We start from the raw sequence: 18,444 nt of genomic DNA, 5'->3' as shown, positions 1-18,444 counted from the left end.
CGTTTCGAGATGTCGCGTCAGCTCTCGTCGACGGGCACCTTGACGACCTTGTTGAAACCGGTCACGGCCTGGTTCTCGTCGAAGGCGACCACCTTCTTGCGGAAACCCCTCGTGATGATAGCGAGGTAGACGATGCCGATCGCCGTCCAGACCAGGCCGCCGCGCAAGGCGTCCTCGTGCAGGTTCGCCCACAGGAGTCCGGTGAGGACCATGCCGATGCCGGGCATCACGATGAAGTTGAAGATGTCGGCAGGAGTCTTGCGCCGTCCCTTGCGGACCGCGAACCAGGCGATCACCGAGATGTTGACGAACGTGAAGGCGATCAGGGCGCCGAAGTTGATCCACGCGGCGATCAGCTCGAGCGTGAACGGGATCGCGAGTAACGAGATCGCTCCCACCAGCACGATGTTGAACGTCGGGGTGTGCGTGCGCGGGTTGATGTAGCCGAACGCCTTCTGCGGCAGCACGTTGTTGCGACCCATCACCAGCAGCATGCGCGACACCGAGGCGTGCGACGCCAGACCCGAGGCGAGTGTGGCGCAGAAGCCGGCGGCCGTCAACACGGCCATCAGCACCGGACCTCCGACCAGGTTGCCGATGATGGGGAGCGTGGAGTCCTCGACGAACTGCATGTCGCCGTCCGGAGCGAACTCGTTCCAGTCGGGGAACCGCAGCTGCGAGAGGTAGCCGGCGATCAGGAAGATCGCGCCGCCGAGGAGCACCGTCAGCAGGATCGCCTTGGGCATGATCTTGGGGTCCTTCGCCTCTTCCGCGTACATCGTGACCGCGTCGAAGCCGATGAATGAGAAGCACACGATGGTCGCGCCCATGAGCACGGCGCCCATGGTGGCGCCGTCATGGAAGAACGGCGTCATCGAGGCGACGGTCGCCGCCCCCTCGCCGCGCATCAGCTGCGCGATCACCAGGACGACGAACACGATCATGACGACGATCGAGAAGACCAGCAGGATCATGTTGAGGTTCGATGTGCCGCGCATCGTCAGGTAGATGATGCTGGTGACGAGGACGCAGTACAGCACCACCCAGATCCAACCCGGGATATCGGGGAACAGCGCTTCGAGGTAGCTGCGGATGATGAGGCAGTTGACCATCGGGAGCAGCACGTAGTCGATCAGCGAGGTCCAACCGACCATGAACCCGAGGTTGGGGTGGATCGACTCGCGCACGTAGGTGTAGGCGGATCCGGCACTCGGGATGGCGCTGGAGATCTTGCCGTAGCTGATCGCTGTGAACACCATCACCACCAGGGCCACGAGGTAGGCCGCCGGCACCACGTTGTCGGTATCGCGGGCGACCATGCCGAAGGTGTCGAAGACGACGGTCGGTGTCATATACCCCAGACCGAGGCCGACGATGGCCCACAGTCCGAGATTACGCTTGAGCGTCCCGCCTCCTTGGGCGAGCGGTTTGGTCTTCGTGGCCATGTGTACTCCTCGGGGAACAGCGCATGGGTCGGACATCGGGTCGTCTGACGCTGAGCATCACTATGTACCCGGTCCATTCCTCAGCGCAATCCCCAAAATGGGTACGAAATACGCTTTTAACATTGTGAAAGGGTGCGGAATTCGAAGTCGACCCCTCGGACTACCACCCTTCCGAGAGCACCCGATCGAGCATCGCGACCACGTGATCCGCGCTCTGCGCTGTCAGGCACAGCGGCGGTTTGATCTTCAGCACGTTGGATCGCTCCGACGTCGTGAGCACGATCACGCCGAGCTCACGCAGCCGCTCGCAGATCGCCGCCGCCTCGGTCGCCGCCGGCTCCATGGACTCCCGATCGCGCACGAGCTCGACGCCGAGATACAGCCCCTCGCCGTGCACGACGCCGATCAGCGGATGCCGCGCCGCCAGGCCGCGAAGCCCGTCGGCGAGCCGGGCGCCGATGTCGCGCGCGTTGCGCTGCAGGTCGTCCTCGACCATGGCGTCGAGCACGGCCAGCCCGACCGCACAGCTGAGGGTGCTCCCGCCGGCAGAGGAGAAGAACTGCCCCTGCGTCGCGAGGGCGTCGGCGATGCGCTTCGAGGTGATGACGCCGCCGATCGGGAACCCGTTGCCCATCGGCTTCGCGATCGTCACGATGTCGGGGATGACGCCGGACTGCTCGAAGCCCCAGAACGACGACCCCATGCGTCCGAAACCGACCTGCACCTCGTCGGCAATGCACAGGCCGCCGGCGGCTCTGACCTGCGCGTAGGCGCCCGCGAGGTACCCCTCGGGCAACAGGACTCCCCCGGCGTTGCCGAGGATCGACTCGCACAGGAATGCGGCGACCTCGCGGTCGTCCCGCTGCAGGTCCTCGATGTCGTCCGCGAGGTCGGCGAGGTACGGCGCGGTCGTGCCCTCGCCGCGATAGGTGCCACGGAAGCGGTTCGGTACGTCGGCGACGTGCACCCAGTCGGGACGTGTGGCCAGCGCGAACGGGTTGTCGTACGCACTCGTGGTGACCGCGTCGCTCGCCATCGTCCAGCCGTGATAGGCCTCGCGCAGCGCGATGACCGTGCGCCGACCGGTGGCTGCCTGCGCGAGACGGATCGCGAGGTCGACCGCCTCCGAGCCGCTGTTCACCAGCAGCACGGTGTCGAGGTCGCTGTCCTCCGGCATCAGCGCGAGCAGCGCCTCGCTGTACTCGGCGAGCTCGCGGAACAGGAAGCGCGAGTTCGTGGCGAGGGTTCGCAATTGACGGTTCGCCACCGCGGCGATCTTCGGGTGTCCGTGCCCGAGGCCCGCGACGTTGTTCACCATGTCGATGTAGGCCCGGCCCGTCGTGTCGACGAGGTGATGACGCCATCCGCGCTGGATCTGCGGAGGGTGCTCGTAATAACGCTCCTGCGCAGCGGCGAAGATGCGGTTCCGGCGCTCGACCTCCTCTGCCGCCTCGTCCTGCTGCGTGAACGAGGGCAGCCCGAGCAGCGGGGCGGGGTCGGCGGTGAAACGGCTCCACGCCGGAACTCGTTCCGGCGTCACGAGCGCAGCGCCCGAGTCGGTGCGGGCCACGGTCGGGGCATCGGAGCGGCGCAGGCCGATCGTCAGCGTGCGCGGTTCGTCCGAGGCGGCGAGGAAGCCGATCGTGTCGCCCGGCTGCACGGCGGCAACGATGCGCTTCTTCCCCCTGGCACCGCCGATCTCGAGCATCCATCCGCTCGACACGTGCACCTGGAGGGTTGCATCGTGTGAGCGCAGCTCGCCCCCGATCGGAGCGGTGACGCGCAGCTCGGGCCCAGGAGCGACGTGGACCTCGGTGTCGATCGGCCAGGTCGCCGCCGCGTCGGCGGTGTCGACCCGCGTGCGCGTCAGACGGAAGAGCCCGTAGGGCACCACGACAGTGGCGCCGTAGTCGAGGTGTGCAGCGATCAGCGCGGCCTCGGCGTCGGAAGCCAGCCAACGCCCCTCATCGAGTGCCTCCGACTCCACATCGAGATCCACGGCGACCACATCGCCGGCGAGCCCCGGGAGCAGCGGAGCGAGGGACACGGGCTCACCCTGCGCAGATGCGATGTCGACGGCGAACGCGGGCGCACCGATCCCGAGTCGGGCGAGCACATGCTCGGTCATCTCGACCAGCGGCAGCCGTGTGGCCGCGTCGAAGATGGCCTGCTCCCCCGCGATCCGCTCCCTGGCGTAATCGTTCGCCCCGTCGATCTCCAGCTGCCGCCACCCGCTGGCGACCAGCAGCGACGCCCGCAGCACGACCAGCGGCCACACCGCGCGCGCCTCGGCGTCGTTCAACGGCGCGTCCGCATGGAAAGCGGCCACCGTCTCGAGCACGCGGAGCGGACGCTCCGGCTCGTGGTGCAGCATCGACGAGGCGCAGACGGCGAGCTCGGCGACGCGCCATCCGAGGCCGAGGTCCCCCAGATCCAGCACGGAATGCGGGTGCAGCCGCGAGTCCGCGCCACGGCGTCCCATCACGTTGTCATCGGTGAGGTCGCCGTGGATCGGCTGCACGGGAAGCTCCGCCGCGACCTCCGCCAGCGCGACTCGGGCCTCCTCCGCCGCGGCGAGCACGCGCGTGCGCAGCGAATCGTCGGCGATCGCCCGAGCCAGTGAGAGCGTCTGCTCGTGCGCGACCCGCATGTCCCACATCTGGGCACGGTCCAGCCCGGGATGCGTGAGTCCCGCCAAGGCGTTGACGGATGCCGCTGCGAGCGCACCGAACTCCGCCAGCACCACGGGAGCGAGGTAGCCGGCGTCCACCAGCGGCTCTCCCTCTGCGAACTCGCTCCGCCGAGCCGCGAACCCGCCCCAGCGCTGGGTCAGCGCTCCGTCGAGGCCGGGGAGCACGGCGGGCACCGCCACACCGACACTGCGGTAGGCGTCGAGTGCGGCATGCTGCGCGTCGCGGGCGTCGTCTCCGAACACCGGGTTGTCGATCCTGAGCACGCTGCGCGTGCCATCGGAAGCCGTCAGCAGGAAATTCCGATCCTGGTTGCTGCCGAGCTCGCTCGCCGTCACGACCAGGCCGTAGCACTCGCGCGCGATCGTCTCCGCGCCGGCCTCGTCCACATCAGGGCGCACCAGGCCCATACCTTCCGTCATGCGACCCTCACCGACCTTCGCGGGTGTCGGGGATGAGCACGTCACCGGCGTGCCGCGCGAGGGAGCTGCCGTACCGCTCCGTGAGCTGCACCATCAGGTCCGGCGTGTCACGGTCCACTCCGAACACGTGCCCGGGGAAATCGAGGTCGGGCTGTGCGGCCGCGATCTCGGCTTCACGGTCCGGAGACAGCAGCTGCACGGGGTCGCCGACCGCGACCCAGCCGATCGGCACGACCGTGCCCTCCGGCAGCACGGCGCGTCGGTGCACGATGGCGTTCACGCGCACCTCGCAACGCGACCCCACCAGCGCACCGTTGAAGACGCGGGCACCCGAGGCGAAGAACACCTCTTCGCCGACCGTCGCGCCGGCGATGCTCGTGAGGGTGCCGATCAGGGTGTGCGCTCCGACGTGCACCGCGTTCACGGTGGTCGCACGGATCAGGGCGTTCTCCATCACGATCACATGCTCACCGAGGGTGATCGGGCCACCCTCGGCGGTGATCACGGCGCCGTGCAGGATCTGGCAGCCCGCGCCGATCTCGACGTCGCCGGAGATCACGGCGGTGGGAGCGACGACGGCAGTGTCATGGATCCGGGGCCGAGCCCCGAGGTGCTCGTACAACATGACGCCAGGATAGTGGTGTCGTCCGGTCTCAGCACCGTGTCGTCGCACGGTCGACTCCGGAACCCCCACTACTCGGGCTTGGCCGGCTCCGGGAAGATCGCAGTGAAGAGCTGGGCGACCCACTGCAGCAGCTCCGCATCCGGGAGCGGGTCCAGTCCCACGCCCACCGCGGCGGGGACCGTCGGCATCGGCACGACCAGAGCGTCGCCCCCGGCCACGAGCTTGGCCTTCGGGTACAGGCGCTGGAGGCGTACCTTGATCGAGTCCTCCAGATGCGCGGGCGCGATGCGCAGGTTCGAGCCCATCACCACGACATCCGTGAGGCCGACGCGCGCCGCCCGACGACGCAGCCTCGCGATCGCGAGGAGCCCCTCCACCTCGGACGGCGGGGTGCCGTAGCGGTCGGTGAGCTCCTCGATCACGAGGTCGATCGCGTCGTCCTTCGCGGTCGCGGCCGACGCCGCCGACAACTTCTGGTATGCCTCGAGGCGCAGACGCTCGCTGTCGATGTAATCCTCGGGGATGCGCGCGTCGAGCGGCAGCTCCAGCCGCAGCTCCTGCCCGGTCTCGACTTCCTCACCCCGGAAGGTGGCGACAGCCTCACCGATCATGCGCAGGTACAGGTCGAACCCGACACCCGCGATGTGGCCCGCCTGCTCGGCGCCGAGCAGATTGCCCGCGCCGCGCAGCTCCAAGTCCTTCAGGGCGACCTGCATACCCGAGCCGAGCTCGTTGTTCACCGCGATCGTCTGCAACCGGTCGGCCGCCGTCTCGCTCAGCGGCTTCGTCTCGTCGTACAGGAAGTACGCGTAGGCACGCTCGCGCCCTCGGCCCACTCGTCCGCGCAGCTGGTGCAGCTGCGACAGACCATAGCGGTCGGCCCGGTCGATGATGATCGTGTTGGCGTTCGAGATGTCGAGACCGGTCTCGATGATCGTGGTCGACACCAGCACGTCGAACTTGCGCTCCCAGAAGTCGTCGACGACCTGCTCGAGCTGATGCTCGCCCATCTGCCCGTGCGCCACGGCGATGCGCGCCTCCGGCACGAGTTCGGCGAGCTCGCTCGCGACGCGCTGAATGGACTGCACGCGGTTGTGCACGAAGAAGATCTGCCCCTCGCGGAGGATCTCGCGACGGATCGCTGCGGCCATCTGCTTGTCGCTGCGGGGGCCCACGAACGAGAGGATCGGATGCCGGTCCTCCGGAGGGGTGGCCAGCGTCGACATCTCTCGGATGCCGGTGACCGCCATCTCCAGCGTGCGCGGGATCGGCGTGGCGCTCATGGCGAGGATGTCGACGTTCGTCTTCATCTTCTTCAGCGCGTCTTTGTGCTCGACGCCGAACCGCTGTTCCTCGTCGATGATCATGAGGCCGAGGTCTTTGAACATCACCTGATCGGTGAGGATGCGGTGCGTTCCGATGACCATGTCGACCGAGCCTTCGAGCAGGCCCTGAAGGGTGAGTCTGGCTTCTTTGTCGGTCTGGAACCGCGACAGCGGCCGCACCTTGACCGGGAACCCGGCGAAGCGCTCCGTGAACGTCTCGAGGTGCTGCTTGACCAGCAGTGTGGTCGGCACGAGCATGGCGACCTGCTTGCCGTCCTGGATCGCCTTGAACGCGGCACGCACCGCGACCTCGGTCTTGCCGAATCCGACGTCGCCGCTCAGCAGCCGGTCCATCGGGATCGGCCGCTCCATGTCGGCCTTGATCTCGTCGATCGTCTGCAGTTGATCGGGGGTCTCGGCGAACGGGAACGCCTCCTCCAGCTCGCGCTGCCAGGGGGTGTCGGGGCCGAACGCATGGCCCTTCGCGCTCATCCGGGCGGAGTACAGCTTCACCAGCTCGACCGCGATGTCGCGGACGGCCTTGCGCGCCTTGCCCTTCGCCTGCGACCAATCGCTCCCGCCCATCTTCGACAGGGTCGGCGCCTCACCGCCGACGTACTTCGAGAGCAGATCCAGCTGATCCGTCGGCACATAGAGCTTGTCGCCCGGGTAGCCGCGCTTGGAGGGCGCGTACTCCAGCACCAGGTAGTCGCGCACCGACTTGGTGGCGTTGCGTCCGCCGGTCGACACCTCGCGCTGGGTCATCTCGACGAAGCGCCCGATCCCGTGGGTCGAATGCACCACGAAGTCGCCGTTCTTGAGCTGGAGCGGGTCGACGACGTTCTTGCGCCGCGAGGCCAGCTTCTTGACGACGCGCTGGTCGCCGCCGATCGTGCGGCCGTAGAACTCGTTGTCGGTGAGGACGGCGAGCTTGGCCTGGGCGAGCTGGAAGCCCGCTTCGACCCCACCGGCGATCAGCGTCGCGACCCCGCCCTCCGGTGCCTCGACGAGGGACTCGACGACGCGCGCGGCGATGCCGCGGTCTGCGAGCACGTCACGAGCACGATCCACGAGGCCGTTGCCGGTGGCGATCACGACGACTCTCCAGCCGTCCGCGACCTTGGCCTCGACGAAGGAGATCGCACCGTCGACGTTGCCGTGGAACGAGGGGATCACTGCGGCGTCGAGATTGGTCGCCTCGACGTCGCCCTCGCCCAGCCCCGCGCCGAACGGGCTGAGCCGCCACCACACGCCGCCGCGATCGCGCACGGCTTCACGCAGCTCGGCGACCGTGAGGAAGTCCCCGGCACCGAGGTCGATCGGGGCGGAGGCGCCGGAGGTAGCCGCACTCCAGGCCGCGTCGAGGAACTCGCGGTTCGTCTCGCCGAGCGTGATGGCGCGGGCCGTCGAGCGCTCGGGGTCGACCACCGCGGTGGCGCTGCCGGCCGGCATGTAGTCGGCGAGTGATTTGAGGGGTCCTGACACCGCAGGCAGGAGCGACTCCATGCCCTCGACCGGGATTCCCTCGGCCATCTTCTCGAGCATGCCCGAGATCGCGGGGAAGCCGCCGATCAGCGCACGCGCCCGGTCGCGGACGTCGGCGGTGAGCAGGAGCTCGCGGCTCGGTGGCAGATCGACTCCCGCGACATCGCCGGGGAGCGAGCGCTGATCGGCGACCGAGAATGCGCGGATCTGATCGATCTCGTCTCCGAAGAACTCCACGCGGTACGGGTGCTCGGAGGTGGGAGGGAAGACATCGAGGATGCCTCCGCGCACCGCGAACTCACCGCGGCGCGACACCATGTCGACCCGGGAGTAGGCGCGCTCCACGAGCTGCTCGACGACCTCGTCGAGGTCGTTGCCGCGGCTTCCGATGCCCAGTTCGAGAGGGGCGATCTCGCCGAGATTGCCGGCGATCGGCTGCAGCGCCGCGCGCACCGAGGCGACGACGACCAGCGGATGGTCGCCGGACCAGTCCGCGATGCGGCGCAGCGTCTGCAGGCGCTGACCCACCGTGTCGGGGCTCGGGCTGAGCCGCTCGTGCGGAAGCGTCTCCCACGCGGGGAACGTGTGCACGTCGGCGCTCGGCAGGTACGAGCCGATCGCCTGGGCGACGCTCTCTGCCCGGCGCCCCGTGGGCACCACGATGAGCAGCGACGCCGGATGTCCCGATGTCGCGCGCTTCTCGAGCAGGCCGGCGAGCACGGGTGCGTCGAGGCCGTCGACGAGGCCGAGGTCCGCATCGGTCTGCGCCCAGCTGAGGGCATCGCGGTACAGAGTCGCCTCGTCCAAGGCGCGCAGAATCCCCGGAACAGTCACCGGACAAGCCTAGTCGCGGCATCCGACATCCCGGCGCGCGGGACGTCGCCCGATGCCATCCGTCCCAGGGTCAGGCGAGTGACGCGATCGCCTGGGCGACCTCCGCCTTGCGATAGCTCGCGCCGGGGTTCGTCGCGATGTGGGTGTGACGCACGACTCCCTGGCGGTCGAGGAGAACGCTGCCCGACTGCTGGATGGCGCCGAACACCTTGCGCAACAGACCGGCCTCGGCGTGAGCCGTGCCGTCGCGCCCGACCACGACGGTGAACGGCACCTTGTGCTTGTCGCGCCATACGCGGGCTTCGGCCGCATCGGTGGGGACGACGATCACGATCTCGACGTCATCCGCCGCGAAGGACGCGCGGTCGGCAGCCATGCTCCGCACGGCGGCGTTGCATTGCGCGCACGACGGCGCCCGCAGGAAGTACAGGAGCACGCGGGAGCCGCGGTGATCCTGAAGGGCGAACGGGCCGCCGTCGATGTCCTGCAGCGCGAGTGCGGGGACGGATCCGATCTGGATCATGTGACGCTCCTTCGGTCGATGTGACTTTATTCAGGCTACCTGTCATACAGGTAACCTGTCTATATCTCGTCAGCTAACCTGAGGGCATGACGGACAGGGAGCAGGCGATTCCGATCGGGATGCTGGCGACGCGACTGCACCGTGCGACTGAAGCGGACCTCTTCCGCCGCCTGGCCGACGCCGGATACACCGACCTCCGCATGCGCCACTCCATGTTGTTCGAGGCACTCCCCGCCGAGGGCGCCCGCGTCACGACGCTGGCCGCCCAGCTCGGCATGACCCCGCAGGCGATGGGTGAGCTGGTGGATGAGCTGGAATCGAGCGGCTACGTCCAGCGCAGCGGAGACCCGAAAGACCGCCGGGCACGGCTCGTCATGTTCACAGCCAAGGGCCGCACCGCGTTCGACCAGGCCTTCGTCATCCTCTCCGACATGGAATCCGCCTACGCCGCGAAGGTCGGCGCCGCCGCCTACGCAACCGCGAGAAGCGTGCTCGCCGAGCTCGCCCAGGCGCTCGAGGACGACGCACGCTGACCTGATCGAAAGGGTCTCCCGATGGAGAAGGTGACACTCGAAACCGACCGCCTGACGCTCTCCGCGCCCACAGCGGATGACGTCGACGCGATCACGACGGCGTGCCAGGATCCCGAGATCGCGAAGTGGACGACGGTTCCCAGCCCCTACAGCCGGGCGGACGGCGAGGACTACGTGAGGCGCGTCGACCAGTGGTGGGCCGATCGAGCCGAGACCGTCTGGGCGATGCGAGTCGGTGATGACCTGGTCGGGATGATCGGCCTGCACGACATCACCAGCCACCACAGCGGCGACCATGCGGAGATCGGGTTCTGGGTGACCGCGGAGGGGCGAGGCCACGGCTACGTCGTCGAGGCTGCGCAGGCCGTGATCGACTGGGGCTTCCGCCAGCTCGGCCTTGTCCGCATCAGCTGGCGGGCGGTCGCCGGCAACGTGCCGTCCGCCCGCGCAGCGCGAGCACTCGGCTTCCGGTACGAGGGGTTGCAGCGTCAGGCGCTGACCAGCCCGCACGGTCGAGACGACGGATGGTTCGGCGGGCTGCTGCGCGACGATGAGCGGACGCCCGTGGAGTGGCCGGTGCTCTGACCCCCGGTCGGAGGGTGACGATGTCGCCTGCCGGTGGCAGGATGACCTCATGCCGGAGATGCCAGAGGTTCAGGGGCTCGTTGTGTTCCTCGGCGAGCGTGCCGTGGGGCGAACCATCACGCGCACGAGCGTGGCCGCGATCGCCGCGTTGAAGACGTACGACCCCCAGATCACTGCGCTGCACGGTGCCGAGATCACGGCGGCGTCGCGACTCGGCAAGTTCATCGTGCTCTCGTGCGGAGAAGACCTCCATCTCGTGTTCCACCTCGCGAAAGCAGGCTGGCTGCGCTGGTACGAGGCGCTGCCCGCCACGCTCATCAAGCCGGGCAAGACGCCGATCGCCCTGCGGGTGGCACTCGACGACGGCAGCGGATTCGATCTGACTGAAGCCGGCACGAAGAAGTCGCTCGCGGTGTACGTCGTGCGCGACCCTCAGGACGTGCCGGGCATCGCCCGTCTCGGTCCGGATCCGCTCGCCGAGGGGTTCGACCGCGACGCCTTCGCCGCTCTGCTCGATGGGCGGCGCACGCAGATCAAGGGCCTGCTGCGCGACCAGTCCGTCATCGCCGGCATCGGCAACGCCTACTCCGACGAGATCCTGCATGCCGCGCGCATGTCGCCGTATGCCATCGCCGCCACGCTCTCCCCTGATGACGTCGACCGCCTGTTCGCGGCGATGCAGCAGACGTTGACGGAAGCCGTCGCCGAGGCGTCGGGCAAACCCCCTGCCGATCTGAAGGATGCCAAGCGCCGCGGCATGCAGGTGCACGCCCGGCGCGGCGAGATCTGTCCGGTCTGCGGCGATACGGTGCGCAGCGTGTTCTTCGCCGACCGTTCGCTCGAGTACTGCCCCACGTGCCAGACCGGCGGCAAGCCGCTCGCCGACCGCCGTCTCTCCCGCCTGTTGAAGTGAGCGCGTTGCTGGACGGCGCGCTCGCTGAAGTGACGGGTATATGACGCGGAATGAATCCCCCACAGATGTGTTGAGTACACTCAGAGCATCAACGTGCTCCGGGGTCGGTGAGAATCCGAACCGGCGGTGACAGTCCGCGAGCGCCGAGGGAGACCTCGGTGCCGATCCGGTGGAATTCCGGGACCGACGGTGGTGCGAGGGAGACCTCGCTAGTCCGGAAGGGAGGCAGCACGAGGCGCCGCCGTGCGCGCGTTCTGCATCCCCCGGAGCCTCACAGGAGGACGACGGATGGCAGTGACCGAGACCGAGCGCCAGGCCATGACTCGCGCCCTGGAGCTCGCCGCTCGCGGGCCCCGCGGAGTGAACCCGCAGGTCGGAGCCGTCATCCTCTCGCCCGCCGGCGAGGTGCTCGCCGAGGGCTGGCACCACGGCGCAGGCACTCCGCACGCGGAGGTCGACGCGCTGTCGAAACTCGCCCCCGGCGCGGCGCGCGGCGCGACAGCCGTCGTGACCCTGGAGCCCTGCAACCACACCGGCCGCACCGGCCCGTGCGCCGTCGCGCTGCAGGAAGCCGGTATCGCCCGTGTGGTCTACGCGCTCGATGACCCAGGGGTCGCCTCCGGCGGAGGAGCCGAGCGCCTGCGTGGCGCAGGCGTGAGCGTCGAGGCGGGCGAACAGGCCGATGCCGCGCACCTGCTGATCGACGGCTGGCTCACCGCGCAGCGCCTGGGGCGACCGCACGTGACGGTGAAGTGGGCGCAGAGCCTCGACGGCCGCGCCGCAGCCGACGACGGCACGAGCCAGTGGATCACCGGCGCTGAGGCGCGGGCGGACGTACATCGCCGACGCTCTGCATCCGACGCCATCGTGGTCGGCACGGGCACCGTACTGGCCGATGATCCCGCGCTGACCGCTCGCGACGGCGACACGCTGCTTCCGCACCAACCCGTCCCCGTCGTGGTCGGCACGCGCCAGACGCCCGAGCATGCCGCGCTGCGCCGCCACCCGCATGAGCCGCTCTTCTACGAGACGGCCGATCTGCACGCGGTGCTGGCCGACCTGTACGCCCGCGGCTTCCAGAGCGTCTTCGTCGAGGGCGGGCCGACGCTGGCCAGCGCCTTCATCGCAGCCGGGCTGTTCGACCGCGTGCTCGCGTACGTCGCCCCGGTACTGCTGGGCGGAGGCCGGGTCGCGTTGACCGACGTCGGAGTCTCGTCGATCGGAGAAGCGCACCGTCTCACCGTCGACGAATGGGTGCCGCTGGGCGCCGATCTGCTGGCGATCGCCCACCCGGCGGTCGAGAACGAAGGAGCCGTCTGATGTTCACCGGAATCATCGAGGAGATCGGCGAGATCACCGCCATCGCGCCCGCCGGCGACGGCTGGCGCCTCACCGTGCGCGCACCCCGCGCCGCCGCGGATGCCGTGCACGGCGAATCCATCGCGGTCTCGGGCGTCTGCCTGACCGTGGTGGGCTCCACGCCCGACACCTTCGACGCCGACGTGATGAAGCAGACTCTCGACGTGGCGGCCCTCGGCGGCGCCACGGTCGGCACGCGCGTGAACATCGAGAAGGCCATGCCCGTCGGCGCCCGCCTGGGCGGACACATCGTGCAGGGCCATGTCGACGGCACCGGCGAGGTGCTCGAAGTGCGCCCAGGAGCGCAGTGGAGCGTGCTGCGGATCAGCCTCCCCACCGATCTCGCCCCCCTCGTCGTCGACAAGGGATCGATCTCGGTCGACGGCACCTCGCTCACCGTCAGCGCGGTCAGCCCTTCGACAGGCTCAGGGACCCAGGCCGAAGGCTCAGGGACCCAGAACGAGCACTGGTTCGAGGTGTCGCTGATCCCGGAGACGCTCGTCGCCACCACTCTCGGGTCGCGCGCTGTCGGCGACCGCGTCAACCTCGAGACCGACATCCTCGCCCGGCACGTCGAGCGCCTGCTCGCGTTCCGCGCCGCACCGGAAGGAGGCTCGCGATGAGCCTTTCCACCATCCCCGAGGCGCTGGACGCGCTGCGCGCCGGCCGCCCCGTGCTGGTCGCCGACGACGAGAACCGCGAGAACGAGGGCGACGTCATCCTGTCAGCCGAGCTCGCGACACCCGAATGGGTCGCCTGGACCGTGCGCTGGTCGTCCGGGTTCATCTGCGCCCCGATGCCGACCGACCTCGCCGACAACCTGAACCTGCCGCCCATGGTCGCCGCCAGCGAGGATGCCCGCTCCACCGCGTACACCGTGAGCGTCGACGCCGCCGAGGGCGTCACGACCGGCATCAGCGCCCACGACCGGGCACACACGCTCAACGTCTTGGCGAATCCGCAGTCCACGGCGGCCAGCATCATCCGGCCCGGGCATGTGCTGCCGCTGCGTGCCGTCGACGGCGGCGTGCGAGAGCGCAGCGGTCACACCGAAGCCGCCGTCGATCTGATGCGTCTCGCCGGTCTGCAGCCGGTCGGAGCGATCGCCGAGGTCGTCGCCGAGGACGGCAGCATGATGCGCCTGCCGGGACTGATCGAGCTCGGCGCGCGCGACGGTGTTCCGGTCATCACGATCGAGCAGCTCATCGCGCACCTCAACGAGATCGATCCCCAGGACGTTTCCGGCCCGCGGGTGAACCGCCGGGTCAGCCTGCGTGCCGATGCGACCGTGCCGACGACGCACGGGACGTTCCGCTTCCTCGCCTACAAGGACCGCGTGACGGGCACCGACCACATCGCGGTCGTCTCGGGCGAGCTCAGCGAGACAGCCCTCGTGCGCGTGCACTCGGAATGCCTGACCGGTGAGGCGTTCGGATCGCTCAAGTGCGAGTGCGGACCTCAGCTCGACGCCGCGCTCGACGCGATCGAGAAGGACGGCGGGGTCGTCATCTACATGCGCGGCCACGAGGGACGCGGCATCGGTCTGATCAACAAGCTGCGCGCCTACAGCCTGCAGGAGGAGGGGCTCGACACGGTCGACGCCAACCTCGCGCTCGGGCTGCCTGCGGATGCCCGCGAGTACGCGGCGGCAGCCGGGATCCTCACCGACCTCGGCGTCTCGAAGGTCCGACTGCTCACGAACAACACCGACAAGGTGAAGCAGCTGCGCGAACTCGGCCTCGACGTCGTCGAGCAGGTCCCGCTGATCGTCGGCGTCGGCCCCAACAACCATCAGTACCTCGAGACCAAGCGTGACCGCATGGGTCACATCATCGGCGCGGAGGAGCTCGCAGAGGCTCTCGCAGAAGGAAAGGACCACGCATGAGCGGCGCAGGAGCACCGGCCACCGGCAACATCGACGGACGGGGTCTGCATGTCGTCATCGTCGCCGGCACCTGGCACGACGTCATCACCGACGGACTCATCGCGGGCGCCGAGCGCGTGCTGACCGAGGCGCAGGCCACGCACCGGTTGGTGCGCGTCCCCGGGTCGTTCGAGCTCGCTCTCGCCGCGCAGGCGGCGTTCGCTGGAGGAGCGGACGCAGTGGTCGCGCTGGGCGTGATCATCCGCGGAGGGACTCCGCACTTCGAGTACGTCTCGGCCGCCACCACCGACGGCCTCACCCGCGTCGCCCTGGATGCCGGAAAGCCGGTCGGCTTCGGCGTGCTCACCCTCGACGATGAGAAGCAGGGTCTCGACCGTGCCGGACTCGAGGGGTCCAAGGAGGACAAGGGTGCGGAGGCAGCGGACGCGGCCCTCCGCACGGCACTGGTCGTGCGGGAACTGCGCGGCTGAGTCCACGCTGAATGGCTGAGGTCAGCCTGTCCTTGCTGGCGCAAATTCGGCGGGAATCATAGCGTGAGGGCATGGAGACCCTGCGCCACATCGTGCTGTTCGTCCACCTGATCGGCTTCGCCGTGCTCTTCGGCGCCTGGGCCGTGCAGGCCTTCGGCGGCAAGCGGGAGTTCACCCGGCTGATGAGCGTCGGCATGGCCATCGCAGCGGTCGCCGGCCTCGCGCTCGCGGCGCCGTGGGGCCTCTCCTACGAACTCAACTACGTCAAGATCGGCGTGAAGCTCGTGCTGCTGCTGGTCATCGGCGCGCTGCTCGGCATCGGCACGGCGCGGCAGAAGCGTGGAGCAGCCATCCCGCCCGTCATGTTCTGGCTCGTCGGCATCCTGACAGCGGCCAACGCCGCGATCGCCGCGATCTGGCGCTGAGCGCGCTCAGTCCGTCTCGCTGAACAGCCGACGGAGGCGCGGGATCACCGTCGCGTACGTCTTCGCCACCTCCCGGTAGGCATGCACTGCCTCCGGGTCCACCTCGATGCGGTCGCCGACGTGCACCATCGCATCGACCGCACCGTCCCATGTCGGATGCATCCCGACGCCGACCGCGGCACAGATCGCCGCCCCCATGCCTGCGGCATCTCGCACCAGCGGTGTGCGCACCGGCACGCGGTACACGGCCGCGAGGATCCGCAGCATCAGCGATGAGCTGCTTCCTCCCCCGGTGACCACGAGCTCACGACGGCCTCTCCCGAGAACCTCGCGTGCGCGGTCATCGCTCCCGGCGGTCTCGATCGCGAGTGCCTCCAGGATCGCCCGATAGATGTGGAAGCGACCCTGCGTGCCATCGAAGCCCACCAGCGCGCCCCGACGCCACGGCTCATCGGGTGGCGCGAGCCAGTCCAGCGCCGCGACGATCCCGCCGGCGCCGATCGGCACCTCCGCGGCGCCGAGATTCAGCTCTTCCTCGGTCGCGCCGTGCCCGGCCGACGAGATCAGGTCACGGAACCAGCTGACCGTCCACATCCCCCGACGCACCCCGTTGCTCTCGTAGAGGTACGCACCCGGCTCCGCTCCGAAGTTGGTCCAGACGTCCGCATTCGCGGCCAGCGGGCGGTCCCCCACCGTCATCGTGGCCACGTAGGTGCCCAACGACAGCAGTGCGTCGCCCTCATCCCGGAGCCCGGCGCCGAGCGCCTCCACGGCTTTGTCGTTCGAGGTGGCGATCACGGGGATGCCCGCGGGGAGGCCGGTCAGCCGCGCCGCCTTCACGGTCACCTCCCCCAGCGGCTCCCCCGGTGCGACGAGCTCGAACAGCATCCGCGGATCCATGCCGCTGCGGGCATACTCGGCGGCATCTCCGCTCCATGCCCACCGTTCGGTGTCGATGGGCCACATGCCCTGGTAGTTGCCCGCCGCATCACGACGTTCTCCGGTGAGCCGATGCCCGATGTGTCCGGAGGATGTCGTGACGTACGCGGCGTCGTCGACTTCTCGCTCGTACGCGCGCGGCAGCCTCTCGTCCATCCAGCTCATCACCGGCTGCGCGAGAGAGCCGTCCGCACGCAGCACCGCGCGACAGAAGCGGATCGTGCACAGCCCGACCCCGCGGATCTCCGACGGATCGCCGTCGAAGCGCCCGAGCGCCTCACGGACTGCGGCGACGACCGAGTCCCACAGGTCGTCATCCGGGTGCTCCCAGCGGCCGGGTGACGGAGTCGCATACGGACGGAGCGGGACGCGCGAGCCGGCGTGCACGACCCCGTCGCCGTCGACGATCAGCACCTTCGTGCTCTGCGAGCCGTTGTCGATGGCGATGACGTAGCCGCCGGCCGACGCAGTCACGCGGGTGACGCCGTCTCCGCCGCATCCAGCGGATAGATCGTGCCGCGGTTCATCACGCCGTGGGGGTCGATGCCGTCCTTCAGCACCCGCAGCAGCTCGAAAGCGCTGCCGTGCTCCTCATGCGTCCAGCGGGTGCGGTACTTCCCGATGCCGTGGTGGTGCACCATCGACCCGCCGAGCCGCAGCGCCTCCTCGACGACGATCGCGTTGAGCGGCTCGTGGTACTCCGTGATCTCCTGCCGCGGCTCGCACGAGATGTCGTAGTCGTACACGAAGTACAGGTTGGTCCCCGTCTGGTAGCTGTGCGACGAGTGCGCACCGAGCATCGTGAGGTCGGCCGCGTGCGGGAACTCGGTCCTCGCCCTGTGCATCACGGAGTCGAAGAGCTCTGCGACGCCGGACCAATCGATCGAGACCTCGGTGGTGTACCCCAGATGCGACTTCTCGAGCATCTCCCGCTTCTCGGCGTCGATCTTCTCCTGACCCCAGTTGAGGTTGTCGAACCAGTGCTCGATCAGCGCGGGGTCGACCTTCTCGTGCGGGATCCCGGCGAAGATCGCCTCGACGCCCTCGGCGGTCGCGTCGGCGATCCCTCGTGGCCCCTCCGCCACGACCACGACCACGGCTCTGCCGTCGGCGAAGTGCGAGAAGTGCTGCGCGGCGTCCTCCTCGGAGTACGCCCTGGCGACCGAGGGACGATACCCGGCCACGATGACCTCGCGCAGTCCCGCGACGCCCGCGGGCAGCGAGTCGACGAGATACCCGAGGAAGCGGTTGTTCTCCGGCTGGTACCGGAACACCTTGACCGTCACTTCGGTGATCACGCAGAGAGCGCCCTCGTTGCCGATCACGATGTGCCGGATGTCGGGGCCGGCGGCACGACGGGGCACGTTCTTGATGCGCGTGACCGCTCCACCGGGGAGCACCGCCTCGAGACCGACGACCATGTCCTCGATGCCGCCGTAGAGCGTGGAGAACTGGCCGATGGAGCGTGTCGCGACCAATCCCCCCATCTGCGCCAGCGGCTTGGACTGCGGGGAGTGGCCGGTCGTCAGCCCCTGCGCCCGCAGCGTGTCCTCGAGCACCTGGAGCGGGACCCCGCACTGCGCGGTGACCATCATGTCGATCGGGTCGATCTCGAGGATCGCGTCCATGCGCGAGCCATCGAGCACGATCGTGTCCTCGACGATCGTCTCCAGGCCTCCCTCGGTCGCGGTCCTTCCCGTGCGGGGCACCACGTTGATCAGGTTCTCCTCGGCGAAGGACAGGATCGCCGAGACGTCGTCCGTGGAGCGGGCGTAGGCGATCGCCGCGGGGATCGGTCCGTCGAAGATCCCGTGCACCGACGTGTACTTCTTGAAGCGGTCGACGCTCGCCTCGCGGAGTTCGCGGGCGTCGGTCTCGACCTGATCGTCGCCGATCAGATCGCGGAGTCGGTCGACGATCTCCGCGCGGGTGAGGGCGGATCGTGAAGCAACCATGGGAGAGATGTCCTGTTCGTTCGTGGATGGG

15 protein-coding genes and 1 riboswitch are annotated in these 18,444 nt (G+C 68.9%); of the genes, 8 read left to right on the top strand and 7 right to left on the bottom strand.

Annotation, left to right across the window (positions count from 1 at the left end):
- Positions 1-17 precede the first annotated feature (17 nt).
- From KZC51_RS08410 to KZC51_RS08390, 5 genes are all read right to left on the bottom strand, one after another.
- Positions 18-1,445, bottom strand: a complete 1,428-nt coding sequence (locus KZC51_RS08410) for an APC family permease (RefSeq protein ID WP_247629539.1) — start codon at positions 1,443-1,445, stop codon at positions 18-20.
- Between the two features lie 160 nt (positions 1,446-1,605).
- A complete protein-coding gene (locus tag KZC51_RS08405; protein WP_247629538.1) occupies positions 1,606-4,557 on the bottom strand; it encodes an aminotransferase in 2,952 nt (983 codons plus the stop codon).
- A gap of 7 nt (positions 4,558-4,564) precedes the next feature.
- Positions 4,565-5,182 (bottom strand): gamma carbonic anhydrase family protein, encoded by a 618-nt coding sequence (locus KZC51_RS08400; protein WP_247629537.1) that lies wholly within the window; start codon positions 5,180-5,182, stop codon positions 4,565-4,567.
- Positions 5,183-5,250: 68 nt separating this feature from the next.
- On the bottom strand, positions 5,251-8,826 hold the full coding sequence (mfd, locus tag KZC51_RS08395) for a transcription-repair coupling factor (protein ID WP_247629536.1): 3,576 nt from the start codon (positions 8,824-8,826) through the stop codon (positions 5,251-5,253).
- Between the two features lie 70 nt (positions 8,827-8,896).
- Positions 8,897-9,349 carry a peroxiredoxin family protein gene (locus KZC51_RS08390; protein WP_247629535.1) on the bottom strand — a complete coding sequence of 151 codons (453 nt, stop codon included), beginning with the start codon at positions 9,347-9,349 and terminating at the stop codon, positions 8,897-8,899.
- Positions 9,350-9,435: 86 nt separating this feature from the next.
- On the opposite strand from KZC51_RS08390, the gene KZC51_RS08385 reads away from it, so the two are divergent.
- The 8 genes from KZC51_RS08385 (at position 9,436) to KZC51_RS08350 (ending at position 15,519) form a co-directional block, all read left to right on the top strand.
- Entirely contained in the window at positions 9,436-9,882 is a 447-nt protein-coding gene (locus KZC51_RS08385; RefSeq protein WP_247629534.1) for a MarR family winged helix-turn-helix transcriptional regulator, read from the top strand.
- A 21-nt stretch (positions 9,883-9,903) separates the two neighbouring features.
- Positions 9,904-10,467, top strand: a complete 564-nt coding sequence (locus tag KZC51_RS08380) for a GNAT family N-acetyltransferase (protein WP_247629533.1) — start codon at positions 9,904-9,906, stop codon at positions 10,465-10,467.
- Between the two features lie 49 nt (positions 10,468-10,516).
- Positions 10,517-11,380, top strand: a complete 864-nt coding sequence (locus KZC51_RS08375) for an Fpg/Nei family DNA glycosylase (RefSeq protein ID WP_247629532.1) — start codon at positions 10,517-10,519, stop codon at positions 11,378-11,380.
- Positions 11,381-11,470: 90 nt separating this feature from the next.
- Positions 11,471-11,615: riboswitch (FMN riboswitch) on the top strand.
- A 53-nt stretch (positions 11,616-11,668) separates the two neighbouring features.
- Complete coding sequence (ribD, locus tag KZC51_RS08370) at positions 11,669-12,700, top strand: bifunctional diaminohydroxyphosphoribosylaminopyrimidine deaminase/5-amino-6-(5-phosphoribosylamino)uracil reductase RibD (protein ID WP_247629531.1); 1,032 nt, start codon at positions 11,669-11,671, stop codon at positions 12,698-12,700.
- On the top strand, positions 12,700-13,362 hold the full coding sequence (locus KZC51_RS08365; RefSeq protein WP_247629530.1) for a riboflavin synthase: 663 nt from the start codon (positions 12,700-12,702) through the stop codon (positions 13,360-13,362). Before ribD ends, KZC51_RS08365 begins: the two co-directional genes overlap by 1 nt.
- The gene (gene ribA / locus KZC51_RS08360) at positions 13,359-14,624 is read left to right on the top strand and encodes a GTP cyclohydrolase II (RefSeq protein WP_247629529.1); all 1,266 of its coding nucleotides are present in this window, start codon (positions 13,359-13,361) and stop codon (positions 14,622-14,624) included. Before KZC51_RS08365 ends, ribA begins: the two co-directional genes overlap by 4 nt.
- Positions 14,621-15,094 (top strand): 6,7-dimethyl-8-ribityllumazine synthase, encoded by a 474-nt coding sequence (gene ribH / locus KZC51_RS08355; protein ID WP_247629528.1) that lies wholly within the window; start codon positions 14,621-14,623, stop codon positions 15,092-15,094. Before ribA ends, ribH begins: the two co-directional genes overlap by 4 nt.
- Before the next feature lie 71 nt (positions 15,095-15,165).
- The gene (locus KZC51_RS08350; protein WP_247629527.1) at positions 15,166-15,519 is read left to right on the top strand and encodes a Fe-S protein; all 354 of its coding nucleotides are present in this window, start codon (positions 15,166-15,168) and stop codon (positions 15,517-15,519) included.
- Between the two features lie 6 nt (positions 15,520-15,525).
- Here KZC51_RS08350 and KZC51_RS17840 read toward each other — a convergent pair whose 3' ends face one another.
- Both KZC51_RS17840 and KZC51_RS08340 read right to left on the bottom strand, forming a co-directional pair.
- Positions 15,526-16,932 carry an FGGY-family carbohydrate kinase gene (locus KZC51_RS17840; RefSeq protein ID WP_247629526.1) on the bottom strand — a complete coding sequence of 469 codons (1,407 nt, stop codon included), beginning with the start codon at positions 16,930-16,932 and terminating at the stop codon, positions 15,526-15,528.
- Positions 16,929-18,413 (bottom strand): FAD-binding oxidoreductase, encoded by a 1,485-nt coding sequence (locus KZC51_RS08340; RefSeq protein WP_247629525.1) that lies wholly within the window; start codon positions 18,411-18,413, stop codon positions 16,929-16,931. Before KZC51_RS08340 ends, KZC51_RS17840 begins: the two co-directional genes overlap by 4 nt.
- Positions 18,414-18,444: the final 31 nt, after the last annotated feature.

The sequence above is a fragment of the Microbacterium croceum genome, assembly GCF_023091245.1.
Taxonomy (GTDB): domain Bacteria; phylum Actinomycetota; class Actinomycetes; order Actinomycetales; family Microbacteriaceae; genus Microbacterium; species Microbacterium croceum.
Note: the sequence above shows the minus strand (reverse complement) of the source record. Positions and strands in the feature narration are given on the sequence as shown.